The following is a 13,779-nucleotide window of genomic DNA, read 5'->3' as shown; positions in this document are numbered from 1 at the left end:
GCCGTCAGTCGACTTCGACTACGTACTGCACCTGCGCCACCCCGGCGAGCACCAGGCTTACTTCGTCATCGAGTTTCTTGCCGATCAACTGCTTGCCCAGCGGCGAGCGCGGGGTGATCACGGTCACCAGCCCAGCACCTTCGCCGATTTTCAGTCCGGCGCCCTCGGGGCCGAGAAACAGCAACTGCTGGCGACCTTGCTCATCTTCAAGCGTTACCCGGTTGCTCAGCTGGATGCCGCGCGCCGGATCGTAGTCGCGCAGCAGCAACTGCTGGTAGCTCAGCAGCGCCTGGCGGATTTCGGCGGTACGGCGCGCCTGGCCGGTGGCGAGGTAGGAGGCCTCGAGCCCCAGGGTGTCGTACTTGTTCTCGGCGATGTTCTCTTCGGCGGTGGCGGTTTCGTAGGCGGTCTGGGCGGCGCGGCGCAGCACCTCCATGTCGTGCTCTAGGGTGTCGATGATGCGTGCGAGCAGGGTTGGCTTGTCCATGGTCAGCGACAGAACTCCAGCACGTTGGCCTGGCTCTTGTCGGTCGGTGCATTGCGGTTCTGCTGTAGCCAGAACTGGCATTTGGGGTTGTTCAGGTTGCGCGGGTTGGCCTCGATGGCCTGTTGAGCTTGCTGCGTGTTCAGGATCTCCTTGTAGCGCTCGAACATTGCCTGCTGCGCGTCGGCCGGTTGCGGCGGGGCAACTGGGGCGGGGGCGCTGCGTGCCGGAGCCACTGCCTGGGCCAGTGGCTCGACCTGCTGTGGCCACAACTGCCAGGCCAGCCACAGGCTTAAAGCGATGGCGACGGCGCCGAGCCACAGGCCGAAGGCCACGCAGACAATCAACTGCAAAGGGTTCAGGGTGATCTTCAGTTCGCGGCGACGGGGCATCGTGGCCTCCTGGCAGGGGTCGATCGAGGGGCCATTGTCGCATGGCTGTGCGATTTGTTTTGTTGCCGGGTGCGGGTAGCGCTTTTGTCGGTGCCGTTTTATCCGCACAATCCATGGTTTTCTGCGCTGCGAGGGGAGTGGTCGTGAAAGCCACCTGGGACATTTTCTGCACAGTCGTCGACAACTACGGCGATATTGGCGTCACCTGGCGCCTGGCGCGCCAGCTCGCCGATGAGCATGCGTTGACCGTGCGCCTTTGGGTGGACGACCTGCACGCGTTCGCACGCCTGTGCCCGGAGGCTGATCCACAGGCCGCGCGGCAATATCAGCAAGGGGTCGAGGTATGCCATTGGCCGGTCGATTGGCCCGCATGCGAAACCGCCGAGGTGGTCATCGGTGCCTTCGGTTGCCAACTACCGGCGGCCTATGTCGAAGCCCTGGCCGAGCGCTCGACACCAGCGTTGTGGCTGAACCTCGAATACCTGAGCGCCGAAGACTGGGTCGAGGGGTGTCATGGGCTACCGTCGCCCCAACCCAATGGCCTGCGCAAAGTGTTTTTCTTCCCGGGCTTCACCGCCAATACCGGCGGCTTGCTGCGTGAAGGCGAACTGCTGGGCAAGCGTGCTGCGTTCGAGCAGGATGCTGCCGCGCGCAAGGCATTCCTTGCCGGCCTCGGCGTGAAACCTGCGCCCGAGGCGCGACTGATGTCGTTGTTCGCCTACGAGAACGCGCAGTTGGGCCATTGGCTGGAAGCCCTGGCGGCAGACGATCAGCCCACCCACCTGCTGGTCCCCGAAGGTCGAATCCTGTCCGACCTGCATGCGTGGCTGGGTGAACAACCGGCCGTGGGCGAGTTGCGCCAGCGCGGGGCGCTGACCTTGCAGGTGCTGCCATTCGTCAGCCAGGACGACTATGACCGTATCCTCTGGTGTTGCGACTTCAATGCCGTGCGCGGCGAGGATTCCTTCGTGCGTGCCCAGTGGGCCGGGCGCCCTCTGCTGTGGCACATCTACGTGCAAGAGGAGAACGCTCACTGGGAAAAGCTCGAGGCTTTTCTCAAGATCTATCGACAGGGGCTGTCGGACGATGCCGCAGATGCACTGGTGGCGTTGTGGCGTGCCTGGAACATGGATCGTGACATGGGCGAGGCCTGGCGCGGGGTGCTGAAACACTGGCCGCAACTGCAGATGCATGCCCGGCAATGGTGCCTGGAACAGGCCACTCGGCCGGACCTTGCCACAGCGCTGGTACAGTTTTATCGAAATTGGATATGATATGCGGCCTCGATTTTTATAAATCCATCCAGATTCGGATACTTCGTAATGAAAACTGGTAAAGAGCTGAAACCCGGTACCGTACTGCGGATCGACAACGACCCGTGGCTGGTCCAGAAAGCGGAATTCACCAAGTCGGGCCGTAACAGCGCGATCATGAAGACCAAGCTGAAGAACCTGCTGACCGGCTACAAGACCGAAACCGTCTACGGTGCGGACGACAAGCTGGACGACGTGATCCTGGATCGCAAAGAAGCGACCCTGTCGTTCATCAGCGGTGACTCGTACACCTTCATGGACACCACCGACTACACCATGTACGAGCTGAACGCCGAAGACATCGACGCCGTTCTCCCGTACATCGAAGAAGGCATGGAAGATGTCTGCGAAGCCGTCTTCTTCGAAGGCCGCCTGGTATCGGTTGAGCTGCCGACCACCATCAGCCGTCAGGTTGTCTACACCGAGAACGCTGCTCGCGGCGATACCTCGGGCAAGGTCATGAAGCCTGCCAAGCTGAAGAACGGTACCGAGATTTCGGTAGCTGACTTCATCCAGATCGACGAGTGGATCGACATCGACACTCGCGACAACAGCTTCAAGGGCCGTTCCAAGAAGTAATCTTCTTGCGACCCACAAAAAAACCCGGCCTTGGCCGGGTTTTTTTGTGTCTGGCGTTTACTCAGACCGTCACGTGCAGGCGCACATCGACATTGCCGCGGGTGGCGTTGGAGTATGGGCAGACTTTGTGCGCCTTCTCCACCAGGGCTTCGGCATCTGCCTGGGCCAGGCCCGGCAGGTTGATGTGCAGGTCGATGTCCAGGCCGAAACCACCGGGGATCTGGCCGATACCGACCTTGGCGGTGATCGAGGCGTCGGCAGGCAGGGCTTTCTTCTCCTGGCCGGCGACGAACTTCAGTGCGCCGATGAAGCAGGCCGAGTAGCCGGCAGCGAACATCTGCTCGGGGTTGGTGCCTTCACCGCCAGCACCGCCCAGTTCTTTAGGGGTGCTCAGCTTGACTTCGAGCTTGCCGTCGCTGGAGCGGGATTTGCCGTCGCGACCACCAGTGGAGGTGGCTTCTGCGATGTACAGGGGAGTGACCTTTTGCATCTTGAGCCTCGCTTGTGTGCTGTGCGCCTTGGCGCTGGGTGGGTATGGGTTTAAATTAGCGCACAATCATTTAGTGCGCAAGATAAATTTTCGACCATTCGTCCGACAGGCTTTCACAGCATAGTCCTCAGAGGCTTTTTTGCAGGCTGTTGCGCAGGTCGAGCAGTTCGGCCTGCAGCTTCTGCAAGCGTTCCACCGTGCGCCCGGAGGCTTCCAGGATGCAGTGCGGCACCTTGCTGGCCTCGTCGCGCAAATCACGGCCCTTGTCGGTCAGTTGCACCAGCACCACGCGCTCATCCTCGCGGCTGCGGGTGCGCTTGAGCAGGCCTTCGCTTTCCAGGCGCTTGAGCAGCGGGGTGAGCGAACCGGGGTCGGTCAACAGGCGCTGGCTGATTTCGCCTACGGTCAGGCCGTCCTGCTCCCACAGCACGAGCATGGCCAGGTATTGCGGATAGGTGAGGCCCAGGGCCTGCAACAAGGGTTTGTAGACCTTGGTCATCAGCAACGAGGTGGAGTGCAGGGCGAAGCACACCTGATTGTCCAGCAGCAGCTCGTCGCAGGGGGCTTTGATGTCGGCGTTCATGCAGGTCCTTGAATGAGTTCAGTTAAGAATCTAGCACGCTGATCGTTAGCGCGCTCATCAACCACGCAGTCCACTGCGTAGCGCCAGGTCCCAGGGAGGGACAGGACTGAAGCGGCTCTTGAGGAATTCGAGCAGCAAGCGGCTGCGAGAGTTCGTTTCATGTTCGAGTCGTAGTGCATAGATACCGGTGGTTTCCGGTTCGGGCAGGCCGTTTTCGCAGAACAGCGGCAGCAGTTCACCGCGCAGCAGGTATTCGCTGACCAGCCAGGTGGGGAGATGGGCGATGCCGAGGCCGGCGAGGGCGCCGAACAGCAGGGTTTCGGCGTTGTTGGCGGTCATGCGCAGGCGTGCCGGGCGGTACAGGCGCACCTGGCCGTCGACGGCGAAGCGCCAGGCGAACGGTGGTGCCAGGCCATCCCAGTCCAGGCCGTCGTGCTGCGGCAGTTCGCTTGGGCAGGTGGGCACCCCTCTGGCGGCCAGGTAGGCCGGGCTGGCGCAGGCGATGCGCACCATGTAGGCCAGCGGCGTGGCGACCAGACGTGTGTCGGCCAGAGGGCCTGCACGCAGCACCAGGTCGACCTCGCCCAGGTGGCTGCCGTGCATGTCGACGAAGCTGTCGATCAGGCGCAGTTGCACATCGAGCCCGGGGTAAGCCACCAGGAAGTCCGCGATCGCTGGCGCCAGGTGGCGGCGGCCGAAGGCTGCAGGGGCATCCATGCGGATCAGGCCTTCCGGGGCATTGCTCAGGGATACCGCTTCGGCCCGTGCCAGGCGCAGTTCCTCTATGATGCGCCGGGCGCGCTCGGCGAAGGCATTGCCTGCCGGAGTCGGGCGCACGGCATGGGTGCTGCGCACGAACAGGCGGCTGCCCACGGCGTTTTCCAGGTTGTCGATGCGTCGGGCGACTGCCGAAGGCGTCAAGGGGTGACGGCGCGCGGCCGCCGAGAAGCTGCCGGTTTCGAGTACATCGAGAAACAGACTCAGTTGTTCGGTGAGGATATCTGGACTCATGACCCTTCCCATGCTTGTGCGTAAAACGCAAAGCCATTGTGCGCTGCTGTGCGTTTCCCTGCCAGCCTCCACTGGGTAGCATGCCTGGATTGAGAATGCAGTCGAATGAGGCACTGATGATCGAGTGGTTGATGTACATCGTTTTGGGCGCGGCGCTGGGCACCATGGGCGGCCTGTTCGGGATCGGCGGCGGGTTGATTGCGATTCCTGCACTGGGAGTGCTGTTCGGTCTCGACCAGCAGCTGTCCCAGGGGACGGCGTTGGTGATGGTGGTGCCCAACGTGCTGCTGGCGCTGTGGCGCTATCATCAGCGCAACCGCATCGAGCTGCGCCATGCCGTGCCGCTTTCGCTATGCAGCTTCATCTTTGCCTGGCTGGGCTCGATCTGGGCGGTAGGGCTCGATGCACACTCCATGCGCCTGGGCTTCGTCGCATTCCTGGTGGCGCTGGCGGTGTGGAACGTGGCACGCATGTTCATGAAAGCCAGCCCGCCGAGCAGCCAGCTGCGTTATCCCTGGCCGTGGCTGGGTGTGCTGGGCTGTTTCGCCGGTAGCATGGGCGGGTTGTTCGGCGTTGGTGGCGCGGTAGTGGCCACGCCGATCCTGACCAGCGTGTTCGGCACCACCCAGGTGGTGGCTCAGGGCCTGTCGCTGGCGCTTGCGGCGCCGAGCACCATGGTGACGCTGCTCACCTATGGCGTTCATGGCAGCGTTGACTGGCATGTCGGTATTCCGCTGGCGGTAGGCGGATTGCTCAGCATCAGCTGGGGCGTGAAGCTGGCCCATGCGCTGCCCGAGAAAGTGCTGCGTACGCTGTTCTGCGTGTTTCTGATCGTCTGTGCGGTGATGCTGGGCCTGGAGCTCTGACAACCTTTACCTGAAACCGTCGATCACATAGTCGGCCATGCAGTCGGTGATCGGCGAATGGCTTTGCGCATTGCGCACCAGCATCACATTGGCCATCGGCAACTGCGGCAGGCCCTGGTCTTCGCCGAGAATGCACAGCGAGTCGCCGATCAGGCTCTGCAACTGGGCCGTAACCGCCAAACCCGCGCCGACGATGGCAAAGATCGCCGCCAGGCTCGGACTTGTGTAGGCGATGCGGTAATCGATCCCCTGATGTTCGAGGGCGTTGCAGGCCCAGGAGCGGCAGAAACAGTCGGTGTTGAACATCGCCAGGGGTATCGGGCGCTGTTCGTGGGGGCAGAAGCCCTTGGCAGCGGCCCATACCAGGCGTTCCTGGCGCAGCAGTTGGCCCACCTCGGCACCTGGCTCGCGGGTGATGATCGTCAGGTCAAGGTCCTGGCGCAGCATCAATTGCTTCGATGGCTCGCAATGCACCTCTACCTGGATCAGTGGATAGCTGCTGGCGAAGCTGGTGAGTATCGCCGGCAGAAAGCGCATGGCGTAGTCGTCCGGTGTACCGATGCGCACTAAGCCGACCATGTGTGGCATGCGCAAGGTGTTGAACACCTCGCCGTGCAGCTTGAGGATGCGCCGGGCATAACCGAGCAGCACCTGGCCCTCGGCGGTCAGGCGCACCTGGCGTCCGTCGCGCTCGAACAACTGGCGCTGGAGGATGTCTTCCTCCAGGCGTTTCATCTGCATGCTCACGGCCGACTGGGTACGGTTGACGACCTCCCCGGCACGGGTGAAACCGCCTTGTTCGGCGATCGCAACGAAGGTGCGCAAGACCTCGGCGTCGAGGCTCTGGTAGGTGGACATTGCATCAATTCTCCAGATGCAAGACATAAGAAACATTCGTTGGATTGATCCTAAGCCTGGCGCGAGACTGAAGCCACTCACACGGAGGGCTTCACGATGAAAGGTCATGTCGGTTTTACCCACACTCCCTTCTCCTTGGGCCAACTGCTTGCGCAGGCGCTTGAGCGACTGCTGCGCTGGCAGCAGCTGTACCGCCAGCGCCGGCAATTGGCCAGCCTCAGCGACGATGCGCTGCACGATCTGGGGTTGAGTCGGGCAGATACCCTGCAGGAGGTGGAGCGTCCGTTCTGGGACGATCCATTGCGCAAGTGAAGGCGTCGCTGCGGGGCATGGCCGCCCCGCAGCGTTTACAGGCTGTAGTAGTAGCCGCGGCTGCGCAGGGCGACGATGCGTGGACGGCCATCGGCGTGGGGGCCGATCTTCTTGCGCAGGTTGCTGACGTGCATGTCCAGGCTGCGGTCATAGAGCGTCAGTTTGCGGCCCAGGCCGATCTGCGCCAGTTCCTGCTTGTCCAATGGCTCGCCGGGTTGGCGCAGCAGGGCTTCGAGGATGCGGCTCTCGGAGAGTGTCAGGCTCATCTCGCGCTGATCGATGCTGACTACCCCGCGCACGGGGCTGAAGGCCAGGTCGCCGATCTCGATCTGGGTGCTGGGCGCCGCCGGATGACTGCGGCGCAGCACGGCACGCAAGCGAGCGGTCAGCTCACGCGGGTCGCAGGGTTTGGCCAGGTAATCGTCGGCACCCAGCTCCAGGCCCAGGATACGGTCCAGGGGTTCGCCACGGGCCGACAGCATCAATACCGGCAGTTCGGCGTGGTCGCTGCGCAGTTGCTTGAGCAGCTCCAGGCCGCTGCCATCGGGCAGCATCACATCCAGCACCACCGCCGCCGGGGCGTGGGCGGCCAGGGCCTGGCGCGCGCTCTCGCCGTCGTGGCAGGCGCGGACCGCAAAGCCCTCCTGAGTCAGCCAGCTACCGAGCAGCTCGCACAACTCCTGGTCATCATCAATCAGTAACAGCTCGCTCATGACTCACTCAATTCAACCATTGTCGGCGTCTTCTGTGTCCGCCGCTGGCTAAGATACCGCAGACTGCCGACAACAGTGCAACGACCGATCCGATCAGGAACCATTGCTGCTGGTCGGTAAGCAGGCGTAGGGGGCTGGTGGTCTGCAGTTTTTCCACCGTAGCCTGCAGGCGCTGGTTGTCCTGGCGCAGGCGTTCGAGTTGGGTGCTTTCCCGGGCGCTGTCGGCATTTTGCAGCTGTTTGCTCAGTGCAGCGCGCTGTTTCTCGCTTTCCTCCAGACGTTGCTGCAGCTCGGTGATGCGCGCACCGGCTTCCAGCGACAGAGGCTGTTCGGCGAGGGCGAGGGGGGAGAGCAGCAACAGGCAGAAAAGCAGCAGGGACATCGGACCTTGGCGCATCGGTACTCCTGATTCTTGTTCGATTCAGAAGGTTGTCGGCAGTGGGTCGCAATAGATGAATCCGGGGATTGCCTGGGCCTGTTCGCGTGCAAGTCGTCGTGAAGGCTTGCCCGCGAACAGGCCCTATCAGGCTCAGGGCAGCACTTGCTTGAACGGTTTGACCACCACCTTCTCGTATACGCCTGCTGCGATGTACGGGTCGGCGTCGGCCCAGGCCTGTGCGGCGGCAAGGGAGTCGAATTCGGCGACGATCAGGCTACCGCTGAAGCCGGCAGCGCCGGGATCGTTGCTGTCGATGGCCGGATGCGGGCCGGCCAGGACTACACGGCCTTCGGCCTTGAGCTGCTGCAGGCGCTCGATGTGCGCAGGGCGTGCAGCCAGGCGTTTTTCCAGGGAGTTTTCGACGTCGCTGGCGATGATGGCGTAGAGCATGTCAATCCTTGGGCTTAGGGGTGGAAGGGTCGGTGTCGTGCAGGTGGCGCGACAGGTACACGCCCTGGGCCACCAGGAAGATCACGGTCATGCCCAGGCTGCCGAAGACCTTGAAGTCGACCCAGAACTCCTGGAACGTGAAGGCGACGAACAGGTTGGCTGCGCCGCAGACCAGGAAGAACAGGATCCAGGCCAGGTTCAGGCGGGTCCAGATTGTTTCCGGGAGTGTCAGGGCATGGCCCATGATGCGTTTGATCAATACCCGATCGCCGATGAAGTGGCTGCCGGCGAAGGCCAGCGCGAACAACCAGTTGACCACCGGCGCTTTCCACTTGAGGAAGGTTTCGCTGTGGAAGGCCAGGGTGAGGCCGCCGAACACAAGGCAGGCCACCAGCGTCAGCAACTGGCCCTTTTCGAGCTTGCGATGGCGCAGGAACAGCGCGCCGTAGACCACCACGGAGCTGATGATGAGCATCGCCGTGGCACTGTAGATGCCGCCGAACTCGAAGCTTTGTCCGGCAAATTCGACCGGGCGCGGGTCCAGCTTGTAGACGATGAAGAACAGCAGCAGCGGGATGAAATCGATGAATTGTTTCACAATGGCAGCCAGAAGCGGGATGTGACGGCATAATAACAAACATCGATTCCGGCGAAAGCGCTCCTCCATGAATGTTGATCTGCACTGTCACAGCACGGCCTCCGACGGCGCCCTGTCGCCCACGGCACTGGTCGCCCGCGCCCACGAGCACGGGGTGCGCACGCTGGCGCTGACCGATCACGATACCCTCGAAGGGCTCCCCGAGGCGCGCCAGGCGTGTCTTGACCTGGGCATGCAATGGGTCAGCGGGGTGGAGCTTTCCTGCACCTGGGGCGGTGCGACCATCCATGTGCTGGGTTACAACTTTCCCCTCGATGCGCCGCCACTGTTGGAGGCCATCGAGCAATTGCACCGTGGTCGCTGGCTGCGCGCCGAAGACATCGCCAGGCGCCTGGCGGGCAAGGGCATGCCCGATGCGCTCGAGGGCGCGCGCGCCGTGCAGCAGGAGCTGGGCGACAGCGGCAACGCGCCGGCGCGCCCGCATTTTGCCGAATTCCTGGTGCGTGCGGGGCATGTCAAGGACCGCGGCGAGGCGTTCCGCAAATGGCTGGGCGCCGGCAAGCTGGGTGACGTCAAGTTGCATTGGCCGACACTCGAGGAAACTGTCGCGACCCTTCGCCAGTCCAACGCTTGGGTGAGCCTGGCCCATCCCATGCACTATGAACTGACGCGTAGCAAGCGCAGACGCCTGATCGCCGACTATATTCAAGCGGGAGGGCAGGCGCTTGAAGTGGTCAATGGCATGATGCCGCCCGAGCAAGTGGGCACGATGTCCATCCTTACCCGTGAGTTCGGCCTGCTGGCAAGCGCTGGCAGTGACTTCCACGGCCCCGGCACCTGGGGCGAGATCGGTGCCTACCGGCCATTGCCCGAGGACCTGCCACCTCTGTGGCGCCGATTCAGCCATGAACAGCCTATGGCGGTATGAACAGGACGATTACGTGAGTCAATTCTTCCAGATTCATGCGGAGAACCCGCAAGCGCGCCTGATCAAGCAGGCCGTGGAGATCATCCGCAAGGGCGGGGTGGTGGTGTATCCGACCGACTCGGCATACGCCCTGGGTTGTCAGATCGGCGACAAGGCGGCGATCGAGCGGGTCCGGCGCCTGCGCGGCCTGAATAAAACGCACAATTTCACCTTGATGTGCTGCGACATGTCGCAGCTGGGGTTGTATGCCAAGGTCGATACCGGCACCTTCCGCCTGCTCAAGGCCCATATACCCGGCCCTTACACCTTCATTCTCAACGGGACCCGCGAGGTGCCGCGCCTGTTGCTGCATGAAAAACGCCGTACCATCGGCCTGCGCGTGCCGGACCATGGCATCACCCTGGCGCTGCTCGCGGAACTGGGCGAGCCGTTGATGAGCGTCAGCCTGATCCTGCCCGGCGACGATGAGCCGATGACCGATCCCTACGAAATCCGCGAACGCCTGGAGCACCACGTCGATCTGGTCATCGACGGCGGCTTCGGCGATCTGAAGGCGTCCACCATCATCGACCTGTCCGGTGACGAGCCACAGCTGATCCGCGAAGGCTGCGGCGATCCCACACCCTTCCTGGTCAACGCGTGAACCAGGTGCAGGCCCCCGAAGCGCCGCCGGTCGAAGGCGAGGTACCGCAGCAACTGCAACTGGCGCTGGTCTATGGCGAAGCCCTGACCGAAATGCCGGTCGACCTGTACATCCCGCCGGACGCCCTGGAAGTCTTCCTCGAAGCCTTCGAGGGCCCGCTGGACCTGCTGCTGTACCTGATCCGCAAGCAGAACATCGATATTCTCGACATCCCCGTGGCCGAGATCACCCGGCAATACATGGGCTACGTCGAGCTGATGAAGTCGGTGCGCCTGGAGCTGGCTGCCGAATACCTGGTGATGGCTGCCATGCTGGCCGAGATCAAGTCGCGCATGCTGCTGCCGCGCTCCAGTGAAATCGAGGAAGAAGAGGGCGATCCGCGCGCCGAGCTGATCCGCCGCCTGCAGGAGTATGAACGCTTCAAGGCGGCCGCCGAGGGTATCGACGAGCTGCCGCGGATCGGGCGCGAGGTGCTGGTGCCACAACTGGAGGCGCCGCAGGCCAAGGTGCGCAAATTGCTGCCCGACGTCGCGCTGGAAGAAATCCTGCTGTCGATGGCCGAAGTCATGCGCCGCAACGACTTGTTCGAAAGCCACCAGATCACCCGTGAGACCTTGTCGACCCGCGAGCGCATGAGCGAGGTGCTCGAGCGTCTGAAGGGCGGAGGCTTCGTACCCTTCATCGAGCTGTTCAGCGTCGAGGAGGGCAAGCTTGGCGTGGTGGTCACCTTCATGGCGATTCTCGAGCTGGTGAAGGAATCGCTGATCGAACTGGTGCAGAATGAGCCTTTCACCCCGATCCATGTCCGTGCCCGGGCCGAGTGACAGTAAAGAGCGCCGATGAACCTGAACGAACCCCGCGACCTTGCGTCGCTGATCGAGGCCTTTTTGCTGGCCTCAGGCAAGCCACAGTCCCTGGAGCGTCTCTTCGAATTGTTCGAGGAGGCAGAGCGACCGGCGCCGGCCGTGTTCAAGAAGGCCCTGGAGGTGCTCGGCAAGTCGTGCAATGGTCGCGCCTTCGAACTCAAGGAAGTGGCCAGCGGCTACCGTCTGCAGATTCGTGAGGACTTCGCACCCTGGGTCGGTCGCCTGTGGGAGGAGCGCCCGCAGCGCTATTCCCGGGCGCTGCTCGAGACCATGGCCTTGATTGCCTACCGTCAGCCGATCACCCGTGGCGAGATCGAAGATGTGCGTGGGGTGGCAGTCAACAGCAACATCATCAAGACCCTGATGGAACGCGAGTGGATCCGCATCGTCGGCTACCGCGAAGTGCCTGGCCGCCCGGCCATGTTCGCCACCACCAAGGCGTTTCTCGATCATTTCAATCTCAAGAGCCTCGATGAGTTGCCGCCCCTGGCCGAGTTGCGCGAGATGGAGCCAGAACCTGTGCTCGACGACCTGGACGATGCGCCGGTGCCCGCGCACCTGCAGGCGTTGGCCGATGCCAGCCTGGGCGAGGATGGGCCTGAAGACGAGGGTGAGCCGAAGGAGGAGACCAGCTTCCGCAGCTTGCTGGTGGAGCTGGATGCCATGGAAGAAGGGCTCAAGATCGACTTCGATGACTTACGCGAGGAAGAGGATGTGGTCGAGGATGAGGACAAGTCCTGATCTGCGCTGACCCTTTCACGGGCTAACCGCCGGGCAGAAAAACTTTCTCATCCCGATGCGCCAGCTGCATGAACCGCGTACAATACGCGCCCCTTGGCGCATCCGCCGCCAAACCGCTTTCACTACACCGTACACCGGGAGGTGCCCAGATGAGTGACAAAGACCTGCAAGAAACCCAGATCACCCCACCGTCCGGCGAAAAGCTGCAGAAAGTGCTGGCACGTATCGGTGTCGGTTCGCGCCGTGACGTCGAAGCCTGGATCAGCCAAGGCCGCATCAAGGTCAATGGCGTCGAGGCTACCCTCGGCCAGCGCGTCGACCTGCACGATGCCATCGCTGTCGACGGCAAGCTGATCAAGCGTGAGGAAGCCGCCGAGGCGACCCGCCGCGTCATCATGTACAACAAGCCCGATGGCGAGATCTGCACCCGTGACGACCCTGAAGGCCGTCCGACCGTGTTCGACCGCCTGCCGCGCCCGAAAGAGGGCCGCTGGATCAACATCGGTCGTCTCGACATCAATACCACTGGCTTGCTGCTGTTCACCACCGACGGTGAATTGGCCAACCGCTTGATGCACCCTTCCTACGAGATGGACCGCGAGTACGCGGTGCGTGTCCGTGGCGAGGTCGACGACGAGATGATCGAACGCCTCAAAGCGGGCGTGATGCTCGAGGACGGCCCGGCCAAGTTCACCGATATCCAGAAGGCGCCGGGTGGTGAAGGCTTCAACCACTGGTACCACTGTGTGGTGATGGAAGGCCGCAACCGGGAGGTGCGTCGCCTGTGGGAGTCCCAGGGCATGGTGGTCAGCCGCCTGAAGCGTGTGCGCTTCGGCCCGGTGTTCCTCAACTCCGACCTGCCGATGGGTCGCTGGCGTGAAATGAGCCAGGGCGAGATCGACATCCTGGCCGCCGAAGTCGGCCTGCATCCGGTGGCGCTGCCGACCCTCAACCTCAAGGCCAAGGACAAGCTCGAGCGCTTGCAGCGCAAGTCCACGCGCCCCATGGGTCGTGGCGAGCGCGTACGTGACTTGCGCCCAGCCAAGGATGCCGGCGAGCGTCAGCCGCGCGCGGCCAGCGAGCGTCCGGCGCGTCCGGCTCGTGAGGAAGCACCGCGCAAGGGTGGCCGTGGCAGCACCGTTGCCGAACGCCCTAGCGAGATGCGCAAGCGTCCTGCGCGTGCCGAAGGCGACAAGCCGGTTGGCCGTGGTCGTGGCAAGCCGCGTGGGTGATCGCATCCTGCAGTGAAAGGGCCAGCCTTCGGGCTGGCTTTTTTGTGCCTGGTCGAAAACTGCGAGCCCTCAAACCGCTGAACAAGAAGGATTTTTCGTCACGTTGGAAAGTTTTTGAACCACCTTGTAACGAAATTTATACGAAGTTTGCCGCAATTGCCGTTCGGTTTCCTGCTTTGCAATTTGCTGTAAACAGATCTTGCCGCATGCCGCGCTGTAGAGCCTTGCGCCGGCCATTCTTACTATTGCCCAAAGCCCCGCCTCGCGCTGATATGACGGGCATTGCCATGTGCATCAGCCCACCACTGCAGTCGGGCCTACACAACAACAAATGGAGGCGC

At 62.7% G+C, this 13,779-nt stretch carries 19 protein-coding genes; 9 read left to right on the top strand and 10 right to left on the bottom strand.

What is annotated here, in order from left to right; translation table 11 throughout:
* Positions 1–4 precede the first annotated feature (4 nt).
* Both ACNFHO_RS05960 and ACNFHO_RS05955 read right to left on the bottom strand, forming a co-directional pair.
* Entirely contained in the window at positions 5–487 is a 483-nt protein-coding gene (locus tag ACNFHO_RS05960; RefSeq protein ID WP_063545727.1) for a GreA/GreB family elongation factor, read from the bottom strand.
* Between the two features lie 2 nt (positions 488–489).
* Complete coding sequence (locus tag ACNFHO_RS05955; protein WP_054891959.1) at positions 490–876, bottom strand: hypothetical protein; 387 nt, start codon at positions 874–876, stop codon at positions 490–492.
* Between the two features lie 143 nt (positions 877–1,019).
* On the opposite strand from ACNFHO_RS05955, the gene earP reads away from it, so the two are divergent.
* The gene (earP, locus tag ACNFHO_RS05950; RefSeq protein WP_416765609.1) at positions 1,020–2,150 is read left to right on the top strand and encodes an elongation factor P maturation arginine rhamnosyltransferase EarP; all 1,131 of its coding nucleotides are present in this window, start codon (positions 1,020–1,022) and stop codon (positions 2,148–2,150) included.
* 48 nt (positions 2,151–2,198) lie between these two features.
* A complete protein-coding gene (gene efp, locus ACNFHO_RS05945; protein WP_028691737.1) occupies positions 2,199–2,768 on the top strand; it encodes an elongation factor P in 570 nt (189 codons plus the stop codon).
* A 61-nt stretch (positions 2,769–2,829) separates the two neighbouring features.
* On the opposite strand, the gene ACNFHO_RS05940 is transcribed toward efp, so the two are convergent.
* From ACNFHO_RS05940 to ACNFHO_RS05930, 3 genes are all read right to left on the bottom strand, one after another.
* Entirely contained in the window at positions 2,830–3,258 is a 429-nt protein-coding gene (locus ACNFHO_RS05940) for an organic hydroperoxide resistance protein (RefSeq protein WP_063545725.1), read from the bottom strand.
* 127 nt (positions 3,259–3,385) lie between these two features.
* Positions 3,386–3,841, bottom strand: a complete 456-nt coding sequence (locus ACNFHO_RS05935) for a MarR family winged helix-turn-helix transcriptional regulator (protein WP_054891956.1) — start codon at positions 3,839–3,841, stop codon at positions 3,386–3,388.
* A 57-nt stretch (positions 3,842–3,898) separates the two neighbouring features.
* On the bottom strand, positions 3,899–4,852 hold the full coding sequence (locus ACNFHO_RS05930; RefSeq protein ID WP_416765607.1) for a LysR family transcriptional regulator: 954 nt from the start codon (positions 4,850–4,852) through the stop codon (positions 3,899–3,901).
* Positions 4,853–4,968: 116 nt separating this feature from the next.
* On the opposite strand from ACNFHO_RS05930, the gene ACNFHO_RS05925 reads away from it, so the two are divergent.
* On the top strand, positions 4,969–5,718 hold the full coding sequence (locus ACNFHO_RS05925) for a sulfite exporter TauE/SafE family protein (protein ID WP_414155821.1): 750 nt from the start codon (positions 4,969–4,971) through the stop codon (positions 5,716–5,718).
* Positions 5,719–5,724: 6 nt separating this feature from the next.
* Here the strand turns inward: ACNFHO_RS05925 and ACNFHO_RS05920 are convergent, their stop codons facing one another.
* Positions 5,725–6,576, bottom strand: coding sequence for a LysR substrate-binding domain-containing protein (locus ACNFHO_RS05920; protein ID WP_416765606.1), 852 nt, complete (start codon positions 6,574–6,576; stop codon positions 5,725–5,727).
* A 96-nt stretch (positions 6,577–6,672) separates the two neighbouring features.
* Between ACNFHO_RS05920 and ACNFHO_RS05915 the strand changes: the two genes are divergently transcribed.
* Positions 6,673–6,888 carry a DUF1127 domain-containing protein gene (locus ACNFHO_RS05915; RefSeq protein ID WP_151925549.1) on the top strand — a complete coding sequence of 72 codons (216 nt, stop codon included), beginning with the start codon at positions 6,673–6,675 and terminating at the stop codon, positions 6,886–6,888.
* Between the two features lie 35 nt (positions 6,889–6,923).
* On the opposite strand, the gene ACNFHO_RS05910 is transcribed toward ACNFHO_RS05915, so the two are convergent.
* The 4 genes from ACNFHO_RS05910 to ACNFHO_RS05895 all read right to left on the bottom strand — a co-directional run bounded on the left by ACNFHO_RS05910 (position 6,924) and on the right by ACNFHO_RS05895 (position 9,028).
* Positions 6,924–7,601 (bottom strand): response regulator transcription factor, encoded by a 678-nt coding sequence (locus ACNFHO_RS05910; protein ID WP_054891952.1) that lies wholly within the window; start codon positions 7,599–7,601, stop codon positions 6,924–6,926.
* Between the two features lie 7 nt (positions 7,602–7,608).
* A complete protein-coding gene (locus tag ACNFHO_RS05905) occupies positions 7,609–7,998 on the bottom strand; it encodes a hypothetical protein (RefSeq protein ID WP_054891951.1) in 390 nt (129 codons plus the stop codon).
* A gap of 132 nt (positions 7,999–8,130) precedes the next feature.
* Positions 8,131–8,430, bottom strand: coding sequence for a YciI family protein (locus tag ACNFHO_RS05900; protein WP_050706755.1), 300 nt, complete (start codon positions 8,428–8,430; stop codon positions 8,131–8,133).
* A 1-nt stretch (position 8,431) separates the two neighbouring features.
* On the bottom strand, positions 8,432–9,028 hold the full coding sequence (locus ACNFHO_RS05895; RefSeq protein ID WP_112898890.1) for a septation protein A: 597 nt from the start codon (positions 9,026–9,028) through the stop codon (positions 8,432–8,434).
* A gap of 67 nt (positions 9,029–9,095) precedes the next feature.
* On the opposite strand from ACNFHO_RS05895, the gene ACNFHO_RS05890 reads away from it, so the two are divergent.
* From ACNFHO_RS05890 to rluB, 5 genes are all read left to right on the top strand, one after another.
* Positions 9,096–9,956, top strand: coding sequence for a PHP domain-containing protein (locus ACNFHO_RS05890; protein WP_054891949.1), 861 nt, complete (start codon positions 9,096–9,098; stop codon positions 9,954–9,956).
* Positions 9,957–9,969: 13 nt separating this feature from the next.
* Positions 9,970–10,599 carry an L-threonylcarbamoyladenylate synthase gene (locus ACNFHO_RS05885; RefSeq protein ID WP_081255296.1) on the top strand — a complete coding sequence of 210 codons (630 nt, stop codon included), beginning with the start codon at positions 9,970–9,972 and terminating at the stop codon, positions 10,597–10,599.
* A gap of 125 nt (positions 10,600–10,724) precedes the next feature.
* Entirely contained in the window at positions 10,725–11,423 is a 699-nt protein-coding gene (locus ACNFHO_RS05880) for a segregation and condensation protein A (protein WP_162714451.1), read from the top strand.
* Positions 11,424–11,438: 15 nt separating this feature from the next.
* The gene (gene scpB / locus ACNFHO_RS05875; protein ID WP_063545720.1) at positions 11,439–12,206 is read left to right on the top strand and encodes an SMC-Scp complex subunit ScpB; all 768 of its coding nucleotides are present in this window, start codon (positions 11,439–11,441) and stop codon (positions 12,204–12,206) included.
* A 149-nt stretch (positions 12,207–12,355) separates the two neighbouring features.
* Positions 12,356–13,438, top strand: coding sequence for a 23S rRNA pseudouridine(2605) synthase RluB (gene rluB, locus ACNFHO_RS05870; RefSeq protein ID WP_416765602.1), 1,083 nt, complete (start codon positions 12,356–12,358; stop codon positions 13,436–13,438).
* Positions 13,439–13,779 lie beyond the last annotated feature (341 nt).

The organism is Pseudomonas sp. NY15374 (assembly GCF_048068255.1).
Taxonomy (GTDB): Bacteria; Pseudomonadota; Gammaproteobacteria; order Pseudomonadales; family Pseudomonadaceae; genus Aquipseudomonas; species Aquipseudomonas machongensis.
The sequence above is the reverse complement of the archived record's forward strand: the minus strand, read 5'-3'. Positions and strand labels throughout refer to the sequence as shown.